The sequence below is a fragment of the Streptococcus sp. oral taxon 064 genome (assembly GCF_001683375.1).
GTDB lineage: Bacteria > Bacillota > Bacilli > Lactobacillales > Streptococcaceae > Streptococcus > Streptococcus oralis_S.
In genome coordinates, this window is sequence record NZ_CP016207.1 from 1,259,479 (window position 1) to 1,282,126 (window position 22,648).

Here is a 22,648-nt window from a genome sequence, read left to right on the forward strand (position 1 = left end):
ATGATCAAAGTAGCAACTAAGACACCGGTTATCAGTCTCTTCTTTCTAGTTTTATCCTTGGAAACATCTTTCATTCCTTCGATTGCTCTTAATCTTTCAGTAGTCGCATTTTGCATTCTCTTCATGCTCTACCACCGTCGATTTAAGATGTTGGCTTGGATGCTCGTACTCGCCATCTTACCATCTTTTGCCAACTACTGGGCAGTACAGTTACATGGGGATGCTTCGCAGGCAGTCATGCTTGGGACGAGGGCTTTTGTGACGGTTTGTATTGGTCTTGTCTTTGTTTCTAGTATTTCCTTAAAAGAGCTTCTCTTGTACTTGGCTCAAAAGGGCCTATCACGGTCTTGGGCCTATGCCTTAATTGTGGTATTCAATGCCTTTCCCCTCATTCAACAAGAAATCAAGTCCCTCAAGGAAGCTTGCTTATTGCGTGGTCAAAAATTGCATGTTTGGTCTCCCCTGATTTACAGTAAGGTTCTGATGACAGTCTTTAGGTGGCGCCATCTTTATCTGATCGCTTTGTCTGCGCACGGATATGACGAACATGCACAGTTGGAGAATCGCTATCGGACCTTTTATATTCCTCAAAGGACAACATTGATCTACCTACTTTTCTTTTTACTACTTCAAACCAGTTTATTTCTATAAAGGAGTTATTATGGAATTCACAGATATTGCGATGGAATTATCCAAGGAAGCTTGGCAGGCTTCCTTTCATCACCCATTTGTATTACAGTTACAAGAGGGAACGTTAGAACCTTCCATCTTTCGCTATTACCTGATTCAGGATGCCTACTATCTGAAGGCCTTCTCAGAAGCCTATCACCTCTTGGCTGATAAGACTTCCAACGAGGAGATGAAAAGACTCTTGAAACAAAATGCCCAGAGTCTAGTGGAAGGTGAATTGTTTATCCGCCAACAATTTTTCAAGGAATTAAGAATCAGCGACCAGGAAATAGACGAGCAACCGATTGCTCCAACCTGTTATCATTACATTTCGCATATTTATCGACAGTTTGCAGAGCCAAACTTGGGCATTGCTTTTGCTAGTTTGCTCCCATGTCCTTGGTTATACCATGATTTGGGCAAGGCACTTAATCGCAAACCATCCCCGAATCCTCTTTATCAACAGTGGATTGAAACCTATATCACCGATGAATTAGAACAGCAGATTAAAGAGGAAGAAGCACTGGTCAATCAGCTCTATCGAGAAAGCAATGAGACGGACAAACAAAAAATGCTAGAGGCCTTCCACCGAAGTGTCCACATGGAAGCCAAGTTTTGGGAGATGGCTTACCAACATCAAACATGGACGAGTGATTTGCAGTCCTTAGAAAAAGAGAAGAAATAGAAAATGAGAAACCACCAACTTCAAGTTCACAAATTAACCATTTTATCCATGATGATTGCCCTTGACGTAGTTCTTACACCCATTTTTCGAATTGAAGGAATGGCACCAATGTCCAGTGTAGTCAACATTCTTGCAGGGATCTTGATGGGGCCTGTTTATGCCTTGGTCATGGCTACAGTCACAGCCTTTATCCGTATGTCTACTCAGGGCATTCCCCCTTTGGCCCTAACAGGAGCTACTTTTGGAGCCCTCCTCGCAGGTCTCTTTTATAAGTTTGGTAGAAAATTTTACTTCTCTGCCCTAGGAGAAATTTTGGGAACAGGGATTATCGGATCCATTGTTTCCTATCCTGTTATGGTACTTTTTACAGGATCGGCTGCTAAGCTCAGCTGGTTTATCTACACTCCGCGATTTTTCGGAGCGACCTTGATTGGTACAGCCATAGCTTTTCTTGCCTTTCGATTTTTGATCAAGCAGGAATTCTTTAAAAAAGTGCAGGGATATTTCTTTGGAGAAAGGATAGAATGATGCAGAAATTGACAAATCCTTTCCCTCTGGCAACCAGTTCCTTGATTCACTGTATTACCAATGAGATTTCATGTGAGATGCTGGCTAATGGCATTTTGGCTCTGGGATGCAAACCAGTCATGGCAGATGATCCTCGTGAGGTTCTTGATTTTACTAAGCAAAGTCAGGCTCTCTTCATCAATTTGGGGCATTTGTCAGCTGAGAAGGAGAAAGCAATCCGTATGGCAGCTACTTATGCAAACCAAGCTTCTCTTCCAATGGTAGTAGATGCGGTTGGTGTAGCAGCGTCACCCATTCGTAAGGGGCTAGTCAGAGAGCTTTTAGAATACAAGCCCACGGTCCTTAAAGGAAATATGTCGGAAATCCGAAGTCTTGTTGGTTTAAAGCACCACGGAGTGGGAGTTGATGCTAGTGCTAAAGATCAAGAAACTGAGGATTTGCTTCAAGTCTTGAAAGACTGGTGTCAACTTTATCCTGGTATGTCGTTCCTAGTCACTGGACCCAAGGATCTCATCGTTTCGGAGAATCAGGTTGCAATATTGGGAAATGGCTGTGCAGAATTGGACTGGATAACAGGGACAGGAGACTTGGTTGGAGCCTTGACAGCCGTTTTTCTCAGCCAAGGAAAGACTGCCTTTGAAGCTTCGTGCCTAGCAGTTTCTTATTTCAATATCTCTGCTGAGAGAATAGTTGTTCAAGGAATGGGATTGGAAGATTTTCGTTACCAAGTTCTCAATCAACTCTCTCTCCTAAAGAGAGACGAAAACTGGCTAGAAGCCATCAAAGGAGACTTTTATGAATAGAAAAGTACTTAAACTGTATCTAGTAACCAATCGCTACCAAGATTCCTTGGAAAATTTTCTTGAAAAAGTCGAGGCGGCCTGCCGTTCAGGTGTTACCATCATCCAACTACGAGAAAAAAATCTCACCACCAATCAATACTATCAACTGGCAAAACAAGTCAAGGAAATAACAGATGCCTATCAGGTTCCCTTGATTATCGATGATCGTTTGGATGTTTGTCTCGCGGTTGATGCTACAGGTCTGCATATTGGCGACGATGAGCTACCAGTTTCGGTTGCCCGCCAAGTATTGGGTCCTGACAAAATCCTCGGTGTCACTGCTAAAACAGTTAAAAGAGCCCTTGAAGCAGAAACATCGGGTGCGGATTACTTGGGAACAGGAGCCATTTTTCCGACTACGACCAAAGAAAATGCACCCATCACCCTGATTTCAACCTTGAAAACCATTTGCCAAACGGTCGCCATTCCAGTAGTTGCTATCGGAGGCTTGACGTCAGAGAATATTGACCAACTTATCGGCACGGGCATAGCTGGTGTAGCTGTCGTACGTGATCTGATGCAGGCAGAAGATATTGAAGCAAAAACGCAAGTCTTTTTAACAAAGCTGGATGACATGATTTCCTAATCAAAAACTCTCTAATTCCTTATAGCAGGAACTAGAGAGTTTTTCTTAATCTTTAAAAGTTGTATGGTTGACTGGGCCAGAACCATGTCCGAGTTGAGGAGCATCTTGGATGGCTTTCGTGATAAAGGCCTTGGCCTTATCAACTGACTGGTAAAGGCTTCTGCCCTTGGCTAGTTCAGCCGTAATCACAGCAGCAAAAGTACATCCGGTACCATGGGTGTGACAGGTTTGAATTCTTGGACTTTCCCAGACAAATTGCTCCTCCTTGGTAAAGAGGAAATCCTTGGCACCACCTTCAAGATGGCCACCTTTGATAACAACGGACTGAGGACCAAATTCTTTTATAATCAGGCGACCAGCACGCTGCATGTCTTCTGGATCATGAATCGAAAAACCAACAATCTCTTCTGCCTCAGGAAGATTCGGAGTGATAATGGTTGCAAGGGGAAGCAGATTTGTTTTTAGGTAGTCTCTGGCACTGGAATCAATCAGGGTGTCCCCACTCGTAGCGACCATAACAGGATCAAGCACATAGGGACAGTCCAGCTTTTTAAGATAGGGTTGGATGATCTCCATGATCTCAGTAGTTGCCAACATCCCAGTTTTTACAGCCTGAGGATTGATATCCGAAAAGACACTCTCCAATTGTGCTTCCAGCATTTGGTTGGAGACGTGCTCGATTAGCTGAACGCCTTTGGTATTTTGAGCGACAAGACTGGTCACAACGGCCATTCCATAGACATCTCTAGCTTGGAATGACTTTAAATCAGCCATAATGCCAGCACCGCCACTAGGGTCAGTCCCTGCAATGGTTAGAGCAACGGGTAAATAAGTCATCTAAAACCTCCCAACCAACTGAAGTTTGTATTCTTAAGAACAAGCTAGTCTGTTTTAGGAAGGCAATGGAAGACTGGTAGTCCCCATTATTGTTTCCACTTCCATCAGTCAGCATTACCTAGATTGAGTCAAAGGGATCTAACAGTCGTTAATCTCAGCTTTACGCACCCCTAGTGGTTGTTTTCTTTTTTCTACAGTATAGCATATTTTTATAGTTTATATAGTAAAATTTGACTGCAAATCTCTCATCAAATGGTTAAAGTACTTTTTTAAGAAATATGTAATTTTATAATTGACAAATGTAGATTTTGGAGGTATACTGATAATTGTAATTGACAAATGTAGATTTTGGAGGTGTGCTGATGCAGATTTCAGATGCAGAATGGCAAGTCATGAAGATTATTTGGATGCAGGGCGAACAGACCAGTACGGATTTGATCAGAGTTCTGGCGGAGCGGTTTGACTGGTCCAAGTCTACAGTTCAGACCCTTTTAGCTCGTCTGGTTGAGAAAGAGTGCCTGACTAGGAAAAAAGAGGGCAAGTCCTTTGTCTATTCAGCCCTTTTAACTCTGGATCAAAGCCGAGACCTGCTTGTCCGAGATATCAAGGACAAGGTTTGTTCTCGTAGGATGAAGCAGTTGGTGGCTGACTTGATTGCGGAATGTGATTTCACTCAGGCTGATTTGGCAGACTTGGAAGCTGTGATTTCTGAGAAAAAAGCTAGCGCAGTTGCTGAAGTAAAATGTAATTGTATGTAAAGGAGACGTCATGTTAAATAGTATTGTAACCATTGTTTGTATTGCCCTTATCGCGTTTATCTTGTTTTGGTTTTTCAAAAAGCCTGAAAAATCTGGACAAAAGGCCCAGCAAAAAAAGGGCTACCAAGAGATTCGAGTGGAAGTCAAGGGAGGTTATACGCCTGACTTGATTATCCTCAAGAAATCAGTGCCAGCTCGTATTATCTTTGATCGTAAGGATCCTTCACCCTGTCTGGATCAAATTGTTTTTCCAGATTTTGGAGTACATGCGGACCTGCCTATGGGGGAAGAGTATGTAGTGGAAATCACGCCTGAGCAGGCTGGAGAGTTTGGATTTGCTTGTGGTATGAACATGATGCACGGCAAGATGATTGTAGAGTAGGAGGAAACTATGACAGAAATTGTGAAAGCCAGCCTAGAAAATGGCATTCAAAAAATCCGTATCACAGCTGAAAAAGGCTATCACCCAGCCCATATCCAGCTCCAAAAAGGGATTCCCGCTGAGATTACCTTTCATCGTGCAACCCCTTCAAACTGTTATAAAGAAATTCTTTTCGAAGAAGAAGGGATTCTAGAACCAATCGGAGTAGACGAGGAAAAGGTCATTCGTTTTACACCTCAAGAGTTGGGGAAACATGAATTCTCATGTGGAATGAAGATGCAAAAGGGAAGCTATACCGTCGTTGAGAAGACTCGAAAATCTTTGTCACTTTTGCAACGTTTTTGGATTACCAGTATCTTTACTGTGCCTCTTGTGATTCTCATGATTGGGATGTTGACAGGCAGCATTAGTCACCAAGTCATGCATTGGGGAACCTTTCTAGCCACAACGCCTATTATGTTAGTAGCAGGTGGTCCTTATATCCAAAGCGCTTGGGCCAGCTTTAAAAAACACAATGCTAATATGGATACCTTGGTTGCTTTGGGAACTCTAGTGGCTTATCTCTATAGTCTAGTTGCCCTCTTCGCTGGGCTCCCTGTCTACTTTGAAAGTGCTGGATTTATCCTCTTCTTCGTTCTTTTGGGAGCAGTTTTTGAAGAGAAAATGCGGAAAAATACTTCACAAGCTGTGGAGAAACTACTAGACTTGCAGGCTAAAACAGCAGAAGTCTTGCGTGATGATAGCTATGTTCAAGTTCCCTTGGACCAAGTCAAGGTAGGCGACCTGATTCGAGTACGGCCCGGTGAAAAGATTGCAGTTGATGGTGTCGTAGTGGAAGGTGTGTCCAGCATAGATGAATCCATGGTGACAGGTGAGAGCTTGCCGGTAGACAAAACAGTTGGAGATACCGTCATTGGCTCAACCATCAATAATAGTGGAACCCTTGTTTTTAGGGCAGAAAAAGTTGGCTCAGAGACTGTTTTGGCTCAGATTGTAGACTTTGTGAAGAAAGCTCAAACTAGTCGTGCGCCGATTCAGGACTTGACAGATAAGATTTCAGGGATTTTTGTCCCAGCAGTTGTCATTTTAGGAATCGTGACCTTTTGGGTTTGGTTCGTCTTGCTCAGGGATAGTGTAGTCGTGCTTGGAGCTAGCTTTGTGTCTTCTCTTCTCTATGGAGTTGCGGTTTTGATTATTGCCTGCCCTTGTGCCTTGGGTCTTGCAACACCGACAGCTCTTATGGTAGGGACAGGACGCAGTGCCAAAATGGGGGTTCTTCTCAAAAATGGAACAGTCTTACAGGAAATTCAGAAAGTCCAAACTATTGTGTTTGACAAGACAGGGACTTTGACGGAAGGAAAACCAGTGGTCACTGATATCATTGGCGATGAGACAGAAGTGCTCGGCTTAGCTGCCTCTTTAGAAGAAGCTTCCCAACATCCATTGGCTGAGGCTATTGTCAAGCGAGCGAGTGAAGCTGGACTTGAGTTTCAAACTGTTGAAAATTTCCAAGCCTTGCATGGAAAAGGTGTTTCAGGGCAAATAGCTGGAAAACAAGTTCTGCTTGGAAATGCTAAAATGCTGGATAGTATGGATATTTCTAGCGCTTATCAAGAAAAACTAGAAGAACTAGAAAAAGAAGCTAAGACAGTTGTTTTCTTGGCTGTGGACAATGAAATCAAAGGTTTGCTTGCTTTGCAAGACATTCCCAAGGGAAATGCCAAGCTGGCCATCAGTCAGTTGAAAAAACGTGGTCTTAAAACAGTCATGCTGACAGGAGACAATGCAGGTGTGGCGCGTGCCATTGCCGATCAGATCGGCATTGAAGAGGTCATTGCTGGTGTCTTGCCAGAAGAAAAAGCCCATGAAATCCATAAACTACAAGAGGCTGGCAAAGTAGCCTTTGTTGGGGATGGTATTAATGATGCGCCAGCCCTCAGTGTAGCAGATGTGGGAATTGCCATGGGTGCTGGAACCGATATCGCCATTGAGTCAGCAGATTTGGTGTTAACAACCAATAACCTCCTAGGAGTGGTTCGTGCTTTTGATATGAGTAAGAAAACCTTTAATCGTATTCTGCTCAATCTTTTCTGGGCCTTTATTTACAATGTCGTCGGAATTCCGATAGCGGCAGGAGTCTTTTCAGGTGTTGGACTGGCCCTCAATCCAGAACTGGCAGGTCTAGCCATGGCCTTTAGTTCTGTATCTGTTCTGACCAGTTCACTCTTACTAAACTTTAGTAAAATAGACTAAAAGCGAGCTTGCTCGCTTTTTATACTCTTCGAAAATCAAATTCAAACCACGTCAGCGTCGCCTTACCGTACTCAAGTACAGCCTGCGGCTAGCTTCCTAGTTTGCTCTTTGATTTTCATTGAGTATTATTATAAAACAGAAACTAAAAACGTTTTCAAACTGTACTGTAATAGATAATAAAAATTTCTGAGCACATTCTTAGGAGACCCAAAACAAATGTGGTAAAGTAGTAGAGTAAAAATTTGCTGAAACGTTTCCAAATAATATATGAAAACGGATGAATCAAGTTTTAAAAATAATTGAAGGAGAGTTATCATTATGACTCAAGGGAAAATTACTGCATCTGCAGCAATGCTTAATGTATTGAAAACATGGGGCGTAGACACAATCTACGGTATCCCATCAGGAACACTCAGCTCATTGATGGACGCTTTGGCTGAAGACAAAGATATCCGCTTCTTGCAAGTTCGTCACGAAGAAACAGGTGCTCTTGCAGCAGTCATGCAAGCTAAATTTGGCGGCTCAATCGGGGTTGCAGTTGGTTCAGGTGGTCCAGGTGCGACTCACTTGATTAACGGTGTTTACGATGCAGCTATGGATAACACTCCATTCCTTGCTATCCTTGGATCACGTCCAGTTAACGAACTCAACATGGATGCCTTCCAAGAATTGAACCAAAACCCAATGTACAACGGTATCGCTGTTTACAACAAACGTGTCGCTTACGCTGAGCAATTGCCAAAAGTAATCGACGAAGCTTGCCGTGCTGCAGTTTCTAAAAAAGGTCCAGCTGTTGTTGAAATTCCAGTAAACTTCGGTTTCCAAGAAATCGACGAAAACTCATACTACGGTTCAGGTTCATACGAGCGTTCATTCATCGCTCCTGCATTGAACGAAGTTGAAATCGACAAAGCTGTTGAAATCTTGAACAATGCTGAACGTCCAGTTATCTACGCTGGTTACGGTGGTGTTAAAGCAGGTGAAGTGATTACTGAATTGTCACGTAAAATCAAAGCACCAATCATCACAACTGGTAAAAACTTTGAAGCCTTTGAATGGAACTACGAAGGTTTGACAGGTTCTGCTTACCGTGTTGGTTGGAAACCAGCCAACGAAGTGGTCTTTGAAGCAGACACAGTTCTTTTCCTTGGTTCAAACTTCCCATTTGCTGAAGTTTACGAAGCCTTCAAGAACACTGAAAAATTCATCCAAGTCGATATCGACCCTTACAAACTTGGTAAACGTCATGCCCTTGACGCTTCTATCCTTGGTGACGCAGGTCAAGCAGCGAAAGCTATCCTTGATAAAGTAAACCCAGTTGAGTCTACTCCATGGTGGCGTGCAAACGTGAAGAACAACCAAAACTGGCGTGATTACATGAACAAACTCGAAGGTAAAACCGAGGGTGAATTGCAATTGTATCAAGTTTACAATGCAATCAACAAACATGCTGACCAAGACGCTATCTACTCAATCGACGTAGGTGACACTACTCAAACATCTACTCGTCACCTTCACATGACACCTAAGAACATGTGGCGTACATCTCCACTCTTTGCGACAATGGGTATTTCCCTTCCTGGTGGTATCGCTGCTAAGAAAGACAATCCAGATCGCCAAGTATGGAACATCATGGGTGACGGTGCATTCAACATGTGCTACCCAGACGTTATCACAAACGTTCAATACGACCTTCCAGTTATCAATGTTGTCTTCTCAAATGGTAAATATGCCTTCATCAAGGACAAATACGAAGACACAAACAAACACTTGTTTGGTTGTGACTTCCCTAATGCTGACTATGCGAAAATCGCTGAAGCTCAAGGTGCTGTAGGATTTACAGTTGACCGTATCGAAGACATCGATGCAGTTGTTGCAGAAGCTGTTAAACTCAACAAAGAAGGTAAAACTGTTGTGATCGATGCTCGCATCACTCCACACCGTCCACTTCCAGTAGAAGTACTTGAATTGGATCCAAAACTTCACTCAGAAGAAGCAATCAAAGACTTCAAGGAAAAATACGAAGCAGAAGAACTCGTACCATTCCGCCTCTTCTTGGAAGAAGAAGGATTGCAATCACGCGCAATTAAATAATTCCTTCGTGGAACTTAAAAAGATCGGAGCAATCCGGTCTTTTTCTGGAGGATAGTAAATGAATTTAAATCAATTAGATATTATCGTTTCAGATGTTCCCCAAGTCTGTGCTGACTTGGAGCGTATTTTGGATAAAAAGCCCGATTATGTTGATGACAGTTTTGCTCAGTTTACGATTGGCAGTCACTGTCTGATGTTGTCCCAAAATCATTTGATTCCTTTGGAAGATTTTCAGTCAGGAATCATTCTTCATATCGAGGTTGAGGATGTAGACCAGAATTACCAACGGTTGAAAGAACTTGGTATCCAGGTTTTAAACGGACCAACTGTAACCGATTGGGGAACAGAGTCCTTATTAGTTAAAGGGCCTGCTGGTCTAGTGATTGATTTTTATCGTATGAAGTAGGTAATTCTATTATCAAATTTTTTATCTAAACATTCTTGGAGTGAAACTTAAAAAGATCGGAGCAATTCGATCTTTTTTGTATTTATGCGACTTTCAGTCCGTCTCGCTCCGTTAGGTGCGAGACAAAAAACCACCCGTTTTCACGGGTGGTTATGATTTCTACACTTATTGTTTGGCTTCCTGTTTTAATTGTTGCACCTGTTCCTCGTACTGGACAAGCTCCCTGTCTTTTATATTGATAGTCGCTTCTGCTTCAGCAATGCGGCTTCTCAGATCTTGAGTCTTGTTATGGTGATAGCTAATACCAATAGCACTACCAGCAATGATCCCGATTACTAGACAAGTAAAAATCACCAAAATCAAGGGAGCAGATAGTTGTGTAAAGACAAGACTGACAGTTACTGTTTGACGATTGAGTAGACCAAATGAGATCACAATGACTAATAAGCTCAAACCGCCAATTAGATAAGCCTTATCTTTCAGTGACAATTCATTAAATTTTTTTAGCATAAGTTCCTTTTCTCCTGACTATGTTGATAGAAAACTACACACCATTTAGGTATTAACAAAATTCATTTTACTAGAAAATTTCGATACTGTCAATAATTTCTAACGGCTTATTTACCATCAATCAATCGATTCATTGAAAAGGAGTATTCATTTTCTAATATTTGATTGAGTAAACAGAACGGAGCAATTCGGTCTTTTTTCTGTTCCCTCTTTCTTATAACAAGATTGTGATAGTTTATATCTTTATAACAAAAGTTTTAAAGACTTGATTGTTTTGAAGAAAGATTATAAAATATGATTCATAAAAATGAAAGAGGTTTTGAAAATGCCTGAAAAACAAATGAAAATTTTGGGTTGGGTAGCGACCTTCATGTCTGTTATGATGTATGTGTCTTACTTCCCACAAATCATGAACAACCTGGCTGGTCAAAAAGGAAACTTCATCCAACCCTTAGTCGCAGCCATCAACTGTAGCCTATGGGTTTATTACGGTCTTTTCAAGAAAGAAAGAGATATTCCCCTCGCGGCTGCTAATGCACCGGGTATCGTTTTTGGCCTAGTAACGGCTATTACGGCATTGATATAAAAAGAAGACTGGTTTCAGTCTTTTTTTGTACATAAAAATAGATTCTCAAGTAAAGGAAGTCTAATGAGAGTTGAGGGAAACAGCCGTTGAGAGCGAGCTTTCTGAGTGCTGCTTTAGGGGTTCCTCCATCAAGTAAAAGATTATTTCGTTACTATTTTTATAAAATCTTCTCCCTACTTTATAAGATGTGAAAAAGAGTTCAATTAGATCTGGCTTTTTGCTATAATGAGGTGAGAAAAACAGACAGGAGAATAAGATGTCAGAACCATTATTTTTACAATCAGTTATGCAAGAAAAAATCTGGGGTGGAACCAAGCTACGTGATGAGTTTGGCTACGATATCCCAAGTGAAAAAATCGGAGAATACTGGGCTATTTCAGCCCACCCAAATGGAGTTTCAAAGGTCGCTAATGGGCACTACGAGGGAACAGACCTAGCTACTTTGTATGCAGAACACCGTGAATTGTTTGGCAACCGTCCAGAACCTGTATTTCCACTCTTGACCAAGATTCTGGATGCCAACGACTGGCTCAGTGTCCAAGTTCACCCAGACGATGCCTATGGACTAGAACATGAAGGCGAGCTCGGAAAAACAGAGTGCTGGTACATCATCGCAGCAGACGAAGGTTCAGAGATTATCTACGGTCACAATGCCAAATCAAAAGAAGAACTCCGCCAGCAAATTGAGGACAAGAACTGGGATGCCTTGCTGACAAAAGTACCAGTTAAAGCTGGAGATTTCTTCTATGTACCAAGTGGTACCATGCACGCTATTGGGGCGGGTATCTTGATTCTTGAAACCCAGCAGTCTAGCGATACCACCTACCGTGTCTATGACTTTGACCGTAAGGATGACAAGGGCAACTTGCGTGAACTTCACCTTGAAAAATCCATCGATGTTTTGAACATTGGTGAGCCTGCTAATAGCCGTCCAGTAACTGTCAAAGCTGATGATTTGCGTTCCACTCTCCTTGTATCCAATGATTTCTTTGCGGTTTACAAATGGGAAATCACTGGAAAAGTTGACTTTAAAAAGACAGCAGACTACAGTTTGTTTAGTGTCTTAGCTGGTCAGGGTCACCTGACTGTTGACGGGAAAAACTATCCAATCCAAAAAGGCAGCCACTTTATCCTACCAAGTGATGTTGAAGCTTGGACCTTGGAAGGGCAAGGTTTGGAATTGATTGTTAGCCATCCATAAAAAGAAAGGGCCTGAGTTTACTACTCAAGTCCTTTTTGATTACATAAATTGGGCGATAAAGACCACGATGATGATGATTGGAATGATAAAACGAAGAAGGAAAAGCCAAACTTGGAAAAGTCCTTGTTCCCATGTTCTTTCATCGAGATGGAGTTCCTCCTTAGCAAGAGCCTTTTTAAAGATATAGCCTGTAAAAAGTGAAAGGCAGAGGGCTCCAAATGGCATGAGGAGATTGGAAACCAAGAAGTCCATAGCGTCAAAGAAGGTCTTCCCAAAAATGTGAACATTCGCCATGACCCCATGGGATAGAGCTGAAGGAATTCCAAAGATAAAGGTCAAGATCCCTAAAATAGTGCTCCACTTGGCACGCTTGCGGTTGTCCTGGTTGGTGATATTGCCCACATTGATTTCCAGCATCACGACAGAGGAAGTAACCGTCGCAAAGAGGAAGAGCAAGAGGAAAAGAATGTAGAAAATGGTTCCAAAAGGCATCTTGTCAAAGAGTTGAGGCAAGACGATAAAGAGCAGGCTTGGTCCCCCTTCTGACTGAATATTGAAGGCTGACATAGCTGGAAAAATGGCTAGACCAGCCATGATGGATACTGAGATATTCATGGCTACGATGGAAATCCCTGACTGGACCAGATTGGTTTTCTTGTCCAAGTAGGATGCATAGGTCAGCATGGCTGTAACCCCTAGTGAGAGGGCAAAGAAAGATTGTCCCAGAGCATAAAGGAGACCAGCGCTAGTTAGTTTTGAGAAGTCTGGTTTGAGGAAGTAGAGAACGCCTTCCATGGCATTTGGTAAGCTGAGAGAGCGTCCAATAATCACAACAAAGATGATAAAGAGCAGGGGCATCATGACTTTCGAAGCTCTTTCAATCCCTTTTTGAACCCCACGTGATACAATAAAGATATTCAATAAGATAAAGGCTGCTTGAGCTCCTAGGGCAATGGCTGGATTTGAAATGATTGAAGTAAATAACTGAGCATAATCACCCGTACCGCCAAGCTGGAACAATTTTCCAAACTCAATACCTAGATAGACTAAAATCCATCCTCCGATAACACTGTAAAAGGAGAGGAGGATAAAGAGGGCAAAGGCACCAATCCAACCGATAAAGTTGTACTTGTTATTGTTACCAAGTTTTCCAAAGGTTTTGATAGCGGAAACGCCAGCGCTACGGCCAAGGGCAAACTCAGCCAGCAGGAGCGGGAAACCGATTAAAATAGTGGAAATGAGAAAGACCAGTAAAAAGCCTCCCCCGCCATTAGCGGCAGTCATGTAGGGAAATTTCCAAACGGCTCCAAGTCCGATGGCTGAACCAGCAGATGCTAGGATAAAGCCTAGTTTCGAGCCCCATTGCGATTTTTCTGACATAGTTGAAACTCCAATCTTGTTTTTTAAAATAAGAAAAGGCTACTTGAGTTGTCAAATAGCCTTCTCTCAATGGCTTTTTATGAGCTTTCTGTTTGATTGATAGACTTGACTATCCTATCATGTTTTCTAAGGTCTGTCAAGAAAACCATTTTCAAGTTTTCACACCTTTCTCAAAAAGTTAAAAATTTTTCGCAAAAACGCTTGACTCTGACCTAAGGGGAGGGGTTATACTATCAATGTAATACTCTTCGAAAATCTCTTCAAACCACGTCAGCTTTATCTGCAACCTCAAAGCTGTACTTTGAGCAACCTGCGGCTAGCTTCCTAGTTTGCTCTTTGATTTTCATTGAGTATAAGGAGGAAATCATGTACCATATAAAAGAAGCTGCGCAGCTTTCAGGTGTCTCTGTCAAGACTCTGCACCACTACGATAAGATAGGGCTCTTGGTTCCCTTAAAGTCGGAAAACGGCTATCGAACCTATAGTCAAGAGGATTTGGAACGACTTCAGGTCATTCTGTATTACAAATATCTAGGCTTTTCTTTAGAAAAAATAGCAGAGCTGTTAAAGGAAGAAAGGAAAGATTTATTGCCTCATTTGACTAGGCAGTTGGACTATCTAACTCGAGAAAGGCAACATCTGGATACCTTGATTTCCACCTTGCAAAAAACCATTCAAGAACAAAAAGGAGAAAGAAAAATGACCATTGAGGAAAAATTCACTGGATTTAGCTATCAAGACAATCAAAAATACCACCAAGAAGCGGTAGAGAAATATGGTCAAGAAGTTATGGACCAAGCGCTTGAACGCCAAAAAGGTCGCGAAGACGAGTCCACAGCCGCTTTCAACCAAGTTTTTCAAGCCTTGGCACAAAACCTTCAAGCTGGTCTGCCTGTAACAGCAGCTGAAAACCAAGAGCAAGCAGCTAAACTCTTGCAAGCTATTCGTAATTATGGATTTGACTGCTCTATTGAGGTATTCGGTCATATCGGCAAAGGCTACGTCTACAACCCAGAGTTTAAGGAAAACATTGACAAATTTGGACCTGGAACAGCTCAATACACATCAGATGTCATTGCTATTTACGTTCAGACAAATGCAGAATAAATAGGCTAGGAATTTCCTAGCCTATTTTTTACTTCAAGTCATAAAGTCAGTCGTCACCGTCTTTGTAGTAAAAGAATTCACTGAGATCATCTTCCAAAAAAACACGAAGCATATCAGACATATCATCGGTTGCCAGTTTTAGTTGAGAGAGATTTTCAAACTCTTCCCACCATACCTTTCCTTCGTCTGAAGATTGTAGCTCACCAGTAAAGTGTTCGGTCTTGTAAAATAGGACGACATAACGATAATCCTCGTCGTCATACCAGTCTTTAATACCACAGAGTTGGGGTTTTGAAATAGTTAGTCCAGTTTCTTCTTTCACTTCACGAATGACAGCTTCGACAAAGGATTCGCCACGTTCAACATGCCCGCCAGGAAAAGTAATACCAGGCCAGTCAGGGCTAACTCTGTCTTGGACCAGCACCTTGTCTCCGTTTTGAATCATACACATGTTGACAAATTCAACTGATTCTCTTTTATTCATTTTTTACAACCTTTGATATTTAATCATAATGCAGACTTCCTGCCACCCAGCCGGTGCAGAGGGCAGAAGTGATGTTAAAGCCACCCGTGTGGGCATTGATATCCAGTACCTCACCAGCAAAGTGGAGACCAGGGACCAGTTTGCTTTCCAGTGTTTTAGGGTTGATTTCCTTGAGACTGACGCCCCCCTTGGTGACAAAGGACTTAGCAAGAGACATTTTTCCAGTCACAGGGATTTTGAGGGCCTTGATGGACTGGAGTAGTTGTTCGCGTTCCTTTTCAGTCAGTTGTTTGACTTTTTCAGGATAGCCTTGCGACAAAAATTCTGCCAAGCGTTCTGGAAGCAAAGTTTTTAAAGCATTTTTCAAGGATTTTTCCCGATTTTCTTCTAGAAATGCAACCAAGTCCTTCTCAGAAAGTTGAGGTAAAACATCTAGCGAGAGAACCTCTCCGCCCTTGACAAAGCTAGACATGCGTAGGGCAGCAGGACCGGATAGACCAAAGTGGGTAAAGAGCAAATCGTGGGTGATGACATGCTTGCCATAGCTTAAGGTCACATCGTCTAGTGAAATCCCCTGAAGCGCTTTGTGTGGAAAATCAGTCAACAATGGGCTCTCAGCAGCTTCAAGCTCGGTAATGGTATGTTTGAAATGACGGGCAATCTCATGTCCAAAACCAGTCGAACCAGTGGAAGGATAGGATTTTCCACCAGTTGTGACAATCAGTTTTTTACAAGTGAAGCTTTGGTCTGAGGACTTAAGGACAAACTGGTCGTCTATCTTTTTAACCGAAACAATTTCTGTTTGAGTGAGAACTTGTCCGCCTAGTTCAGTGATTTTCTTTTCCAAGGCCTCGATAATAGTCCGAGACTTGTCGCTGGCAGGAAAGACACGACCATGGTCTTCGACCTTGAGTTTAACACCATTTTCCGTAAAAAAGTTGATGATATCATGGTTATCAAACTGGGAGAAGACACTGTAAAGAAAACGCCCATTTCCCGGGATGCCAGCCATTAGGTCATCTAAAGTTCCATTGTTGGTTACATTACAACGACCACCGCCTGTTCCTGCTAATTTTTTGCCAAGTTTGCGATTTTTTTCGATGAGAAGAGTTTTCTGACCATAAAAGCTACTGGAAATCGTAGCCATCATGCCAGCAGGTCCCCCACCAATGACAATAGTATCAAAATGTTTCATAGCTCTATTGTACCACAAAAAACAAGAGATGCTTGGCATCTCTTGTTGCTCATAATCTTAGTTAATTTCATATCCCATCAACAAACCGCCATCTTCTGCATAGAAACTGCAGAGACCAGACGTCGGGATGATTTTAATATCCGCTTGTGGGAAGGTTTCCAGCAAGCGTTCTGACAATTGCTGACAGAATTTTTCATTGCTACGATGAGCCATGACGATACGGCCACCAGCGTAGCCAGCCTTGATGAGTTCTTCATAGGCTGCTTGAAGGGATTTTTTTGGTCCACGCGCTTTTTGGAGTAGTTCTAGGGTTCCAGTTTCACTTGCTTCCCCAACCATACGGATGTTGAGAAGGCCAACGACAGTACCGATAAGCTTACTCAAACGACCATTTTTGACCAAGTTATCGACCTTAGCAAGGACAAAGAGCAACTTCGTTTTTTCTTGGTAGGCTGTAATAGATTCAACAATTTCCTCATAAGAGAATCCTTGATCAATCAAGCTATTGATTTTTTCGACAATCAAGTCAACCTCACCACCTGCAGACAATGTATCAATCACATGAATCTGAGTGTCAGGATGTTCTTCCAGATAGATATTCTTAGCGAGCTGTGCACTATTATGGCTACCTGAAAGAGTACCAGTGATAGTAACGACAAAGATATGCTTAGCACCTTCAAATGCACGCAGGTAATCATCAGGGCTAGGACAGGCTGATTTTGAAGCCTCAGAAGTCGCATACATGGTTTCCATCATGTGGTTAATGTCGAGATTGGCATCATCAATAAAGATCTGATCAGCTACTTGAATGGTTAAAGGAACACTAATAAATTCCGTATCAATAGCAGGAGTTGCCAGTTGACGATAATCACAACCAGAGTCAGCTACAATCTTCCAAGTCATAGAAATTCTCCATCTTTGTCACTTATACATTGACAAAGGTTCTGTCTTTTTTTACAATTATATCATGAAAGCCCTTGAAACAAAAGTACCACCTCTCTGTTGTCACAAGTAGAAAGAAATTGTTATGTCTGAACGTAAAATATCTGAAAAATCTCTTGAAAATCTCAGAAAATCAAATCAAGAATCCAATTTTTTAACCAGAGAAGCAATCGAGACGGCTCTTTTGCAACTTCTAGAGAAAAAAGACTTGGCCAAGATCAGTATTTCGGAGCTGGTCAAACGGGCGGGCGTCTCTCGCGCTGCCTTCTATCGAAATTATGATTCTAAAGAAGAGATTTTGGAAAGCGTCTTTAAACGCAGTGTTCATAATATCATGGAACAGCTCAGCCACTACGATGTCAAAACCGATATTTATCTAGTCTGGGTACACCTTTTCCGCGCAGCCAAGAAAGAAGCCAAGGTTATCCAACTTGCTCTGGACTACCACTTGGAAAAGATTTTCGTCCAAGCCATGCAGGAATTTCTGGAAAAATACCACGGAAAGTCAAAAGGTGTCAGCAGCTACCTTCATTCCTTTTGGAGTTCTGCAATCGTATCGGTTCTGCTCAAATGGATCAAGGATGGAATGAAGGTTCCAGCTGAAAAAATTGCGGATTTACGCTTGCCATTTTTCAAAAAATAGGGGAAAAGGAGAAGACTTATGACAGAAAAAAGACTGGCTTGGGATGAGTACTTTGCGGCTCAAGCCTTACTGATTGCCAATCGTTCGACCTGCAAACGTGCCAAGGTGGGAGCTGTCCTCGTTAAGGACAATAAAGTCATTTCAACAGGCTACAATGGTTCTGTATCGGGAACTGAGCACTGTATCGACCACGAATGTCTGGTCATTGAAGGACACTGTGTCCGAACCCTTCACGCCGAGGTCAATGCTATCTTGCAAGGAGCCGAACGAGGGGTTCCCAGAGGATTTACAGCCTATGTGACCCATTTCCCTTGTCTGAACTGCACCAAACAACTGCTTCAGGTTGGTTGCAAGCGCGTGGTTTATATCAACCAGTACCGAATGGATGACTATGCCCAGTACCTTTATCAAGAAAAAGGCACAGAGCTGACCCATTTACCATTAGAGACTGTTCAGACAGCTCTTCAAGAGGCAGATTTGATTTAAAAATTAATTAAAATAAATGGTTTAGAAAGCTTTTTAAACCGTTTTTTGATATAATAAGAAGAATAAATTGAAAGAAGGAATTCAGAAAATGGGAAAAATTGAAGTCATTAATCATCCACTTATTCAACACAAATTGTCAATCTTGCGTCGTACAGACACTTCTACAAAAGCTTTTCGTGAGCTAGTAGATGAGATTGCAATGTTGATGGGATATGAAGTACTTCGTGATCTTCCACTTGAAGACGTGGAAATCGAAACACCTATCACAAAGACCGTTCAAAAACAATTGGCTGGTAAAAAATTGGCGATTGTCCCAATCTTGCGTGCAGGTATCGGGATGGTGGATGGACTCTTGAGCTTGGTTCCAGCGGCCAAAGTTGGACACATTGGTATGTACCGTGATGAAGAAACCCTTCAACCAGTTGAATACTTGGTGAAATTACCTGAGGATATTGACCAACGTCAAATCTTTGTCGTTGATCCAATGTTGGCAACAGGTGGCTCAGCAATCTTGGCAGTAGATTCCCTTAAAAAACGTGGCGCTTCAAATATCAAGTTTGTCTGCCTAGTATCTGCTCCTGAAGGAGTAAAAGCTCTTCAAGAAGCACACCCAGATGTAGAAATTTTTACAGCAGCCTTGGATGAACGCTTGAACGAACACGGTTATATCGTTCCAGGTCTTGGAGATGCTGGAGACCGCTTGTTCGGTACTAAATAAAATCCCAAAGTAAATAGTGAAATTAGAAGTTCGTTTTTGACTTGAAAGGAGGTTGAGTTTTTGTTTCTGTTTAGAGAATAGAGCAAAAAATTGACCTTTTTTGACCAAAAAGATATAATAGTTCTGTATTGAGTCGTAAGACTAAGAAAATTCAACATAAAACATAAAAGGAGAAATGAATGATTCCTGTAGTTATTGAACAAACAAGCCGTGGAGAACGTTCCTATGATATTTACTCTCGTCTTCTGAAAGACCGCATCATCATGCTAACAGGTCCAGTTGAAGACAACATGGCCAACTCCGTTATCGCCCAATTACTTTTCTTGGATGCCCAAGACAGCACAAAAGATATTTACCTTTATGTCAATACACCTGGGGGCTCTGTTTCAGCTGGTTTGGCAATCGTTGATACCATGAACTTTATCAAGGCAGATGTCCAAACAATCGTTATGGGGATGGCTGCATCCATGGGGACTGTTATTGCATCAAGTGGCGCCAAAGGCAAACGTTTCATGCTTCCAAATGCGGAGTACATGATTCACCAACCAATGGGTGGTACAGGTGGTGGTACCCAACAAACCGATATGGCAATCGCTGCAGAGCACTTGCTCAAAACTCGTAAGACTTTGGAGCAAATCCTTGCAGATAACTCTGGTAAATCAGTCGAGCAAGTTCATGCAGATGCGGAACGTGATTACTGGATGAGTGCCCAAGAAACACTTGAATATGGCTTTATTGATGAAATCATGGCCAACAATTCTTTAAGCTAAGCAACCTAGAAAGCAAACTCGACGGAGTTTGCTTTTTTTGGTATAATAGAGGAAGATTTCTTAGAAAGAGGATTCCTCATGTTTGAAAAAACAAATCGATCAGGATTAATCATCTATCTCTACTATAATCGAGATGCAAAAAAACTTCAGGAATACGGTGATATCTGTTACCATTCCAAAAAACGTCGTTACTTGCAGCTCTATGTTCCAACTGAGGAGCTAGATGAGTTGGTTGAGAGATTAGGTAAGGAAAGATATATCAAGAAAATTAGACGTTGCCATATCCAAGAGCTAGAAACCCCCTTCGTTGGGAATCTCTATCGGAATGAAGAAAACGTTATCATTTAAAAAAGTTAAACAAATACATTGACAATTTTCTGATAATTCGGTATATTCTTAACATACAATTTTTGAAACAACTATAAGGAGATTAAAAATGAAGAAAAAATTTGCCCTATCTTTTGTGGCTCTTGCTAGTGTGGCTCTTCTTGCTGCCTGTGGAGAGGTCAAGTCAGGAGCGTCAAACATAACTGGAAATCCAGTAGACGAAAAAACAATTAAAATCGGTTTTAACTTTGAAGAGACAGGTGCTGTAGCAGCTTACGGTACAGCTGAACAAAAGGGTGCCCAACTTGCTGTAGACGAAATCAACGCTGCAGGTGGAATTGATGGAAAACAAATCGAAGTTGTAGACAAAGACAACAAGTCAGAAACTGCTGAAGCAGCTTCTGTTACAACAAACCTTGTTACCCAATCAAAAGTAGCAGCTATTGTAGGACCTGCGACATCTGGTGCAACTGCTGCAGCTGTAGCTAACGCTACTAAAGCTGGAGTGCCATTGATTTCACCAAGTGCTACTCAAGACGGTTTGACTAAAGGTCAAGATTACCTATTTATCGGAACATTCCAAGATAGCTTCCAAGGGAAGATTATTTCTAACTATGTAACAAATAAATTGAATGCTAAGAAGGTTGTTCTTTATACTGACAACGCTAGTGACTATGCAAAAGGTATTGCTAAATCTTTCCGCGAAGCTTACAAGGGTGAGATTGTAGCAGATGAAACATTCGTAGCAGGTGATACTGACTTCCAAGCAGCCCTTACTAAAATGAAAGACAAAGAGTTTGACGCTATCGTAGTTCCAGGTTACTACACAGAAGCTGGTAAAATTGTAAACCAAGCTCGTGGTATGGGAATTGATAAGCCAATCATTGGTGGTGATGGATTCAACGGTGAAGAATTTGTTCAACAAGCAACTGCTGAAAGAGCATCAAACATTTACTTCATCTCTGGATTCTCAACAACAGTTGATGTTTCTGCAAAAGCTAAAGCTTTCCTTGAAGCATACCGTGCTAAATACAACGAAGAGCCTTCAACATTCTCAGCTTTGGCCTATGACTCAGTTTACCTAGTAGCAAATGCTGCAAAAGGTGCTAAAAACTCAGGTGAAATCAAGGACAACCTTGCTAAAACCAAAGATTTTGATGGTGTAACTGGTCAAACAAGCTTTGATGCTGACCACAATACAGTGAAAACTGCTTACATGATGACCATGAACAATGGTAAAGTTGAAGAAGCAGAAGTTGTAAAACCATAACATTAGAATAGTAATTGAAATGGGGAATGAGCCTTTGACTCACTCCCTGTTTCGGTGTTTATGAACTTGTGAAAATAATGAAATTTTCTAAAAAATAACGATAGAAAAGAGTGAATGCTATGCTCCAACAACTTGTGAATGGTCTAATTCTGGGTAGTGTTTATGCACTTTTGGCTCTGGGTTATACCATGGTTTATGGAATTATCAAACTCATCAACTTCGCCCACGGTGATATTTACATGATGGGTGCCTTTATTGGTTACTTTTTGATTAATTCTTTCCAAATGGATTTCTTTTTAGCTTTAATTATTTCAATGGCAGGGACAGCACTACTTGGTGTTGTGATTGAGTTTCTTGCCTACCGTCCTTTACGACACTCTACACGTATTGCTGTATTGATTACTGCCATCGGAGTGTCTTTCCTACTGGAATACGGAATGGTTTATCTAGTAGGCGCCAATACTCGTGCCTTCCCTCAAGCAATTGAAACAGTCCGCTTTGACTTGGGACCAATTAGCTTGACAAATGTTCAATTGATGATTTTAGCAGTTTCTGTACTCTTGATGGTTTTATTGCAATTGATCGTCCAAAAAACAAAAATGGGGAAAGCCATGCGTGCGGTATCAGTTGATAGCGACGCAGCTCAATTGATGGGAATTAATGTAAATCGTACAATCAGCTTTACCTTTGCTTTGGGTTCAGCCCTTGCTGGTGCAGCAGGTGTCCTCATTGCCCTTTACTACAACTCTCTTGAACCTTTGATGGGTGTGACTCCAGGTCTAAAATCATTCGTTGCGGCCGTACTCGGTGGTATCGGGATTATCCCTGGTGCAGCTCTAGGAGGATTTGTGATTGGCTTGTTGGAAACATTTGCTACTGCCTTCGGTATGTCTGATTTTCGTGAAGCTATCGTATATGGAATCTTGCTTTTGATTCTGATTGTTCGACCTGCAGGTATCCTTGGTAAGAATGTGAAAGAGAAGGTGTAA

General features: G+C 41.8%; 26 protein-coding genes and 1 riboswitch. Of the genes, 20 read left to right on the top strand and 6 right to left on the bottom strand.

What is annotated here, in order from left to right:
- Genes AXF18_RS06140 through thiE form a run of 5 tightly spaced genes read left to right on the top strand, consistent with a single transcriptional unit; the run spans position 1 to position 3,310 of the window.
- Positions 1-651 (top strand): energy-coupling factor transporter transmembrane component T, encoded by a 651-nt coding sequence (locus tag AXF18_RS06140; RefSeq protein ID WP_065371676.1) that lies wholly within the window; start codon positions 1-3, stop codon positions 649-651.
- A gap of 10 nt (positions 652-661) precedes the next feature.
- On the top strand, positions 662-1,354 hold the full coding sequence (gene tenA, locus AXF18_RS06145) for a thiaminase II (protein WP_065371677.1): 693 nt from the start codon (positions 662-664) through the stop codon (positions 1,352-1,354).
- A 3-nt stretch (positions 1,355-1,357) separates the two neighbouring features.
- The gene (gene thiW, locus AXF18_RS06150) at positions 1,358-1,882 is read left to right on the top strand and encodes an energy coupling factor transporter S component ThiW (RefSeq protein ID WP_033584924.1); all 525 of its coding nucleotides are present in this window, start codon (positions 1,358-1,360) and stop codon (positions 1,880-1,882) included.
- Positions 1,882-2,685, top strand: a complete 804-nt coding sequence (locus tag AXF18_RS06155; RefSeq protein ID WP_065371951.1) for a hydroxyethylthiazole kinase — start codon at positions 1,882-1,884, stop codon at positions 2,683-2,685. The genes thiW and AXF18_RS06155 overlap by 1 nt, the downstream gene beginning before the upstream one ends.
- Positions 2,678-3,310 (top strand): thiamine phosphate synthase, encoded by a 633-nt coding sequence (gene thiE / locus AXF18_RS06160; protein ID WP_065371678.1) that lies wholly within the window; start codon positions 2,678-2,680, stop codon positions 3,308-3,310. Before AXF18_RS06155 ends, thiE begins: the two co-directional genes overlap by 8 nt.
- A 45-nt stretch (positions 3,311-3,355) precedes the next feature.
- Here the strand turns inward: thiE and thiD are convergent, their stop codons facing one another.
- Entirely contained in the window at positions 3,356-4,147 is a 792-nt protein-coding gene (thiD, locus tag AXF18_RS06165; protein WP_065371679.1) for a bifunctional hydroxymethylpyrimidine kinase/phosphomethylpyrimidine kinase, read from the bottom strand.
- A gap of 83 nt (positions 4,148-4,230) precedes the next feature.
- Positions 4,231-4,329: riboswitch (TPP riboswitch) on the bottom strand.
- A gap of 180 nt (positions 4,330-4,509) precedes the next feature.
- Between thiD and AXF18_RS06170 the strand changes: the two genes are divergently transcribed.
- From AXF18_RS06170 to AXF18_RS06190, 5 genes are all read left to right on the top strand, one after another.
- Positions 4,510-4,905: a CopY/TcrY family copper transport repressor gene (locus tag AXF18_RS06170; protein WP_065371680.1), complete on the top strand. Its 396-nt coding sequence runs from the start codon at positions 4,510-4,512 to the stop codon at positions 4,903-4,905.
- 10 nt (positions 4,906-4,915) lie between these two features.
- Positions 4,916-5,287 (top strand): cupredoxin domain-containing protein, encoded by a 372-nt coding sequence (locus tag AXF18_RS06175; RefSeq protein WP_057488596.1) that lies wholly within the window; start codon positions 4,916-4,918, stop codon positions 5,285-5,287.
- A gap of 9 nt (positions 5,288-5,296) precedes the next feature.
- Positions 5,297-7,540, top strand: coding sequence for a heavy metal translocating P-type ATPase (locus tag AXF18_RS06180; RefSeq protein ID WP_007520385.1), 2,244 nt, complete (start codon positions 5,297-5,299; stop codon positions 7,538-7,540).
- Between the two features lie 318 nt (positions 7,541-7,858).
- On the top strand, positions 7,859-9,634 hold the full coding sequence (gene spxB, locus AXF18_RS06185; protein WP_000191817.1) for a pyruvate oxidase: 1,776 nt from the start codon (positions 7,859-7,861) through the stop codon (positions 9,632-9,634).
- A gap of 58 nt (positions 9,635-9,692) precedes the next feature.
- Entirely contained in the window at positions 9,693-10,040 is a 348-nt protein-coding gene (locus AXF18_RS06190) for a VOC family protein (protein ID WP_001052638.1), read from the top strand.
- Positions 10,041-10,205: 165 nt separating this feature from the next.
- On the opposite strand, the gene AXF18_RS06195 is transcribed toward AXF18_RS06190, so the two are convergent.
- A complete protein-coding gene (locus AXF18_RS06195) occupies positions 10,206-10,550 on the bottom strand; it encodes a lipopolysaccharide assembly protein LapA domain-containing protein (protein ID WP_000913393.1) in 345 nt (114 codons plus the stop codon).
- A gap of 325 nt (positions 10,551-10,875) precedes the next feature.
- On the opposite strand from AXF18_RS06195, the gene AXF18_RS06200 reads away from it, so the two are divergent.
- Both AXF18_RS06200 and manA read left to right on the top strand, forming a co-directional pair.
- On the top strand, positions 10,876-11,136 hold the full coding sequence (locus AXF18_RS06200) for a SemiSWEET family transporter (protein ID WP_065371681.1): 261 nt from the start codon (positions 10,876-10,878) through the stop codon (positions 11,134-11,136).
- 256 nt (positions 11,137-11,392) lie between these two features.
- Positions 11,393-12,337 carry a mannose-6-phosphate isomerase, class I gene (gene manA / locus AXF18_RS06205; RefSeq protein ID WP_065371682.1) on the top strand — a complete coding sequence of 315 codons (945 nt, stop codon included), beginning with the start codon at positions 11,393-11,395 and terminating at the stop codon, positions 12,335-12,337.
- A 39-nt stretch (positions 12,338-12,376) separates the two neighbouring features.
- Here the strand turns inward: manA and AXF18_RS06210 are convergent, their stop codons facing one another.
- Positions 12,377-13,717: a sodium-dependent transporter gene (locus AXF18_RS06210; RefSeq protein ID WP_002881319.1), complete on the bottom strand. Its 1,341-nt coding sequence runs from the start codon at positions 13,715-13,717 to the stop codon at positions 12,377-12,379.
- A gap of 366 nt (positions 13,718-14,083) precedes the next feature.
- Between AXF18_RS06210 and AXF18_RS06215 the strand changes: the two genes are divergently transcribed.
- A complete protein-coding gene (locus AXF18_RS06215) occupies positions 14,084-14,824 on the top strand; it encodes a MerR family transcriptional regulator (RefSeq protein ID WP_065371683.1) in 741 nt (246 codons plus the stop codon).
- A gap of 46 nt (positions 14,825-14,870) precedes the next feature.
- On the opposite strand, the gene AXF18_RS06220 is transcribed toward AXF18_RS06215, so the two are convergent.
- The 3 genes from AXF18_RS06220 to AXF18_RS06230 are packed head-to-tail and all read right to left on the bottom strand — an operon-like array spanning position 14,871 to position 17,406.
- Positions 14,871-15,308 (bottom strand): 8-oxo-dGTP diphosphatase, encoded by a 438-nt coding sequence (locus AXF18_RS06220; protein WP_065371684.1) that lies wholly within the window; start codon positions 15,306-15,308, stop codon positions 14,871-14,873.
- Positions 15,309-15,327: 19 nt separating this feature from the next.
- On the bottom strand, positions 15,328-16,503 hold the full coding sequence (locus AXF18_RS06225; RefSeq protein ID WP_065371685.1) for an NAD(P)/FAD-dependent oxidoreductase: 1,176 nt from the start codon (positions 16,501-16,503) through the stop codon (positions 15,328-15,330).
- Between the two features lie 57 nt (positions 16,504-16,560).
- Positions 16,561-17,406 (bottom strand): DegV family protein, encoded by an 846-nt coding sequence (locus AXF18_RS06230; RefSeq protein WP_000219943.1) that lies wholly within the window; start codon positions 17,404-17,406, stop codon positions 16,561-16,563.
- A gap of 124 nt (positions 17,407-17,530) precedes the next feature.
- On the opposite strand from AXF18_RS06230, the gene AXF18_RS06235 reads away from it, so the two are divergent.
- The 7 genes from AXF18_RS06235 (at position 17,531) to AXF18_RS06265 (ending at position 22,648) form a co-directional block, all read left to right on the top strand.
- Complete coding sequence (locus AXF18_RS06235; protein WP_000003896.1) at positions 17,531-18,088, top strand: TetR/AcrR family transcriptional regulator; 558 nt, start codon at positions 17,531-17,533, stop codon at positions 18,086-18,088.
- Positions 18,089-18,106: 18 nt separating this feature from the next.
- The gene (locus tag AXF18_RS06240; RefSeq protein WP_000136994.1) at positions 18,107-18,574 is read left to right on the top strand and encodes a cytidine/deoxycytidylate deaminase family protein; all 468 of its coding nucleotides are present in this window, start codon (positions 18,107-18,109) and stop codon (positions 18,572-18,574) included.
- An 88-nt stretch (positions 18,575-18,662) separates the two neighbouring features.
- A complete protein-coding gene (gene upp, locus AXF18_RS06245; protein WP_000515974.1) occupies positions 18,663-19,292 on the top strand; it encodes a uracil phosphoribosyltransferase in 630 nt (209 codons plus the stop codon).
- A 179-nt stretch (positions 19,293-19,471) separates the two neighbouring features.
- Entirely contained in the window at positions 19,472-20,062 is a 591-nt protein-coding gene (gene clpP / locus AXF18_RS06250; RefSeq protein ID WP_000613468.1) for an ATP-dependent Clp protease proteolytic subunit ClpP, read from the top strand.
- A gap of 78 nt (positions 20,063-20,140) precedes the next feature.
- The gene (locus tag AXF18_RS06255) at positions 20,141-20,410 is read left to right on the top strand and encodes a YlbG family protein (protein WP_000462109.1); all 270 of its coding nucleotides are present in this window, start codon (positions 20,141-20,143) and stop codon (positions 20,408-20,410) included.
- A gap of 88 nt (positions 20,411-20,498) precedes the next feature.
- A complete protein-coding gene (locus tag AXF18_RS06260; protein WP_000726124.1) occupies positions 20,499-21,659 on the top strand; it encodes an ABC transporter substrate-binding protein in 1,161 nt (386 codons plus the stop codon).
- A 119-nt stretch (positions 21,660-21,778) separates the two neighbouring features.
- Entirely contained in the window at positions 21,779-22,648 is an 870-nt protein-coding gene (locus AXF18_RS06265) for a branched-chain amino acid ABC transporter permease (RefSeq protein ID WP_065371686.1), read from the top strand.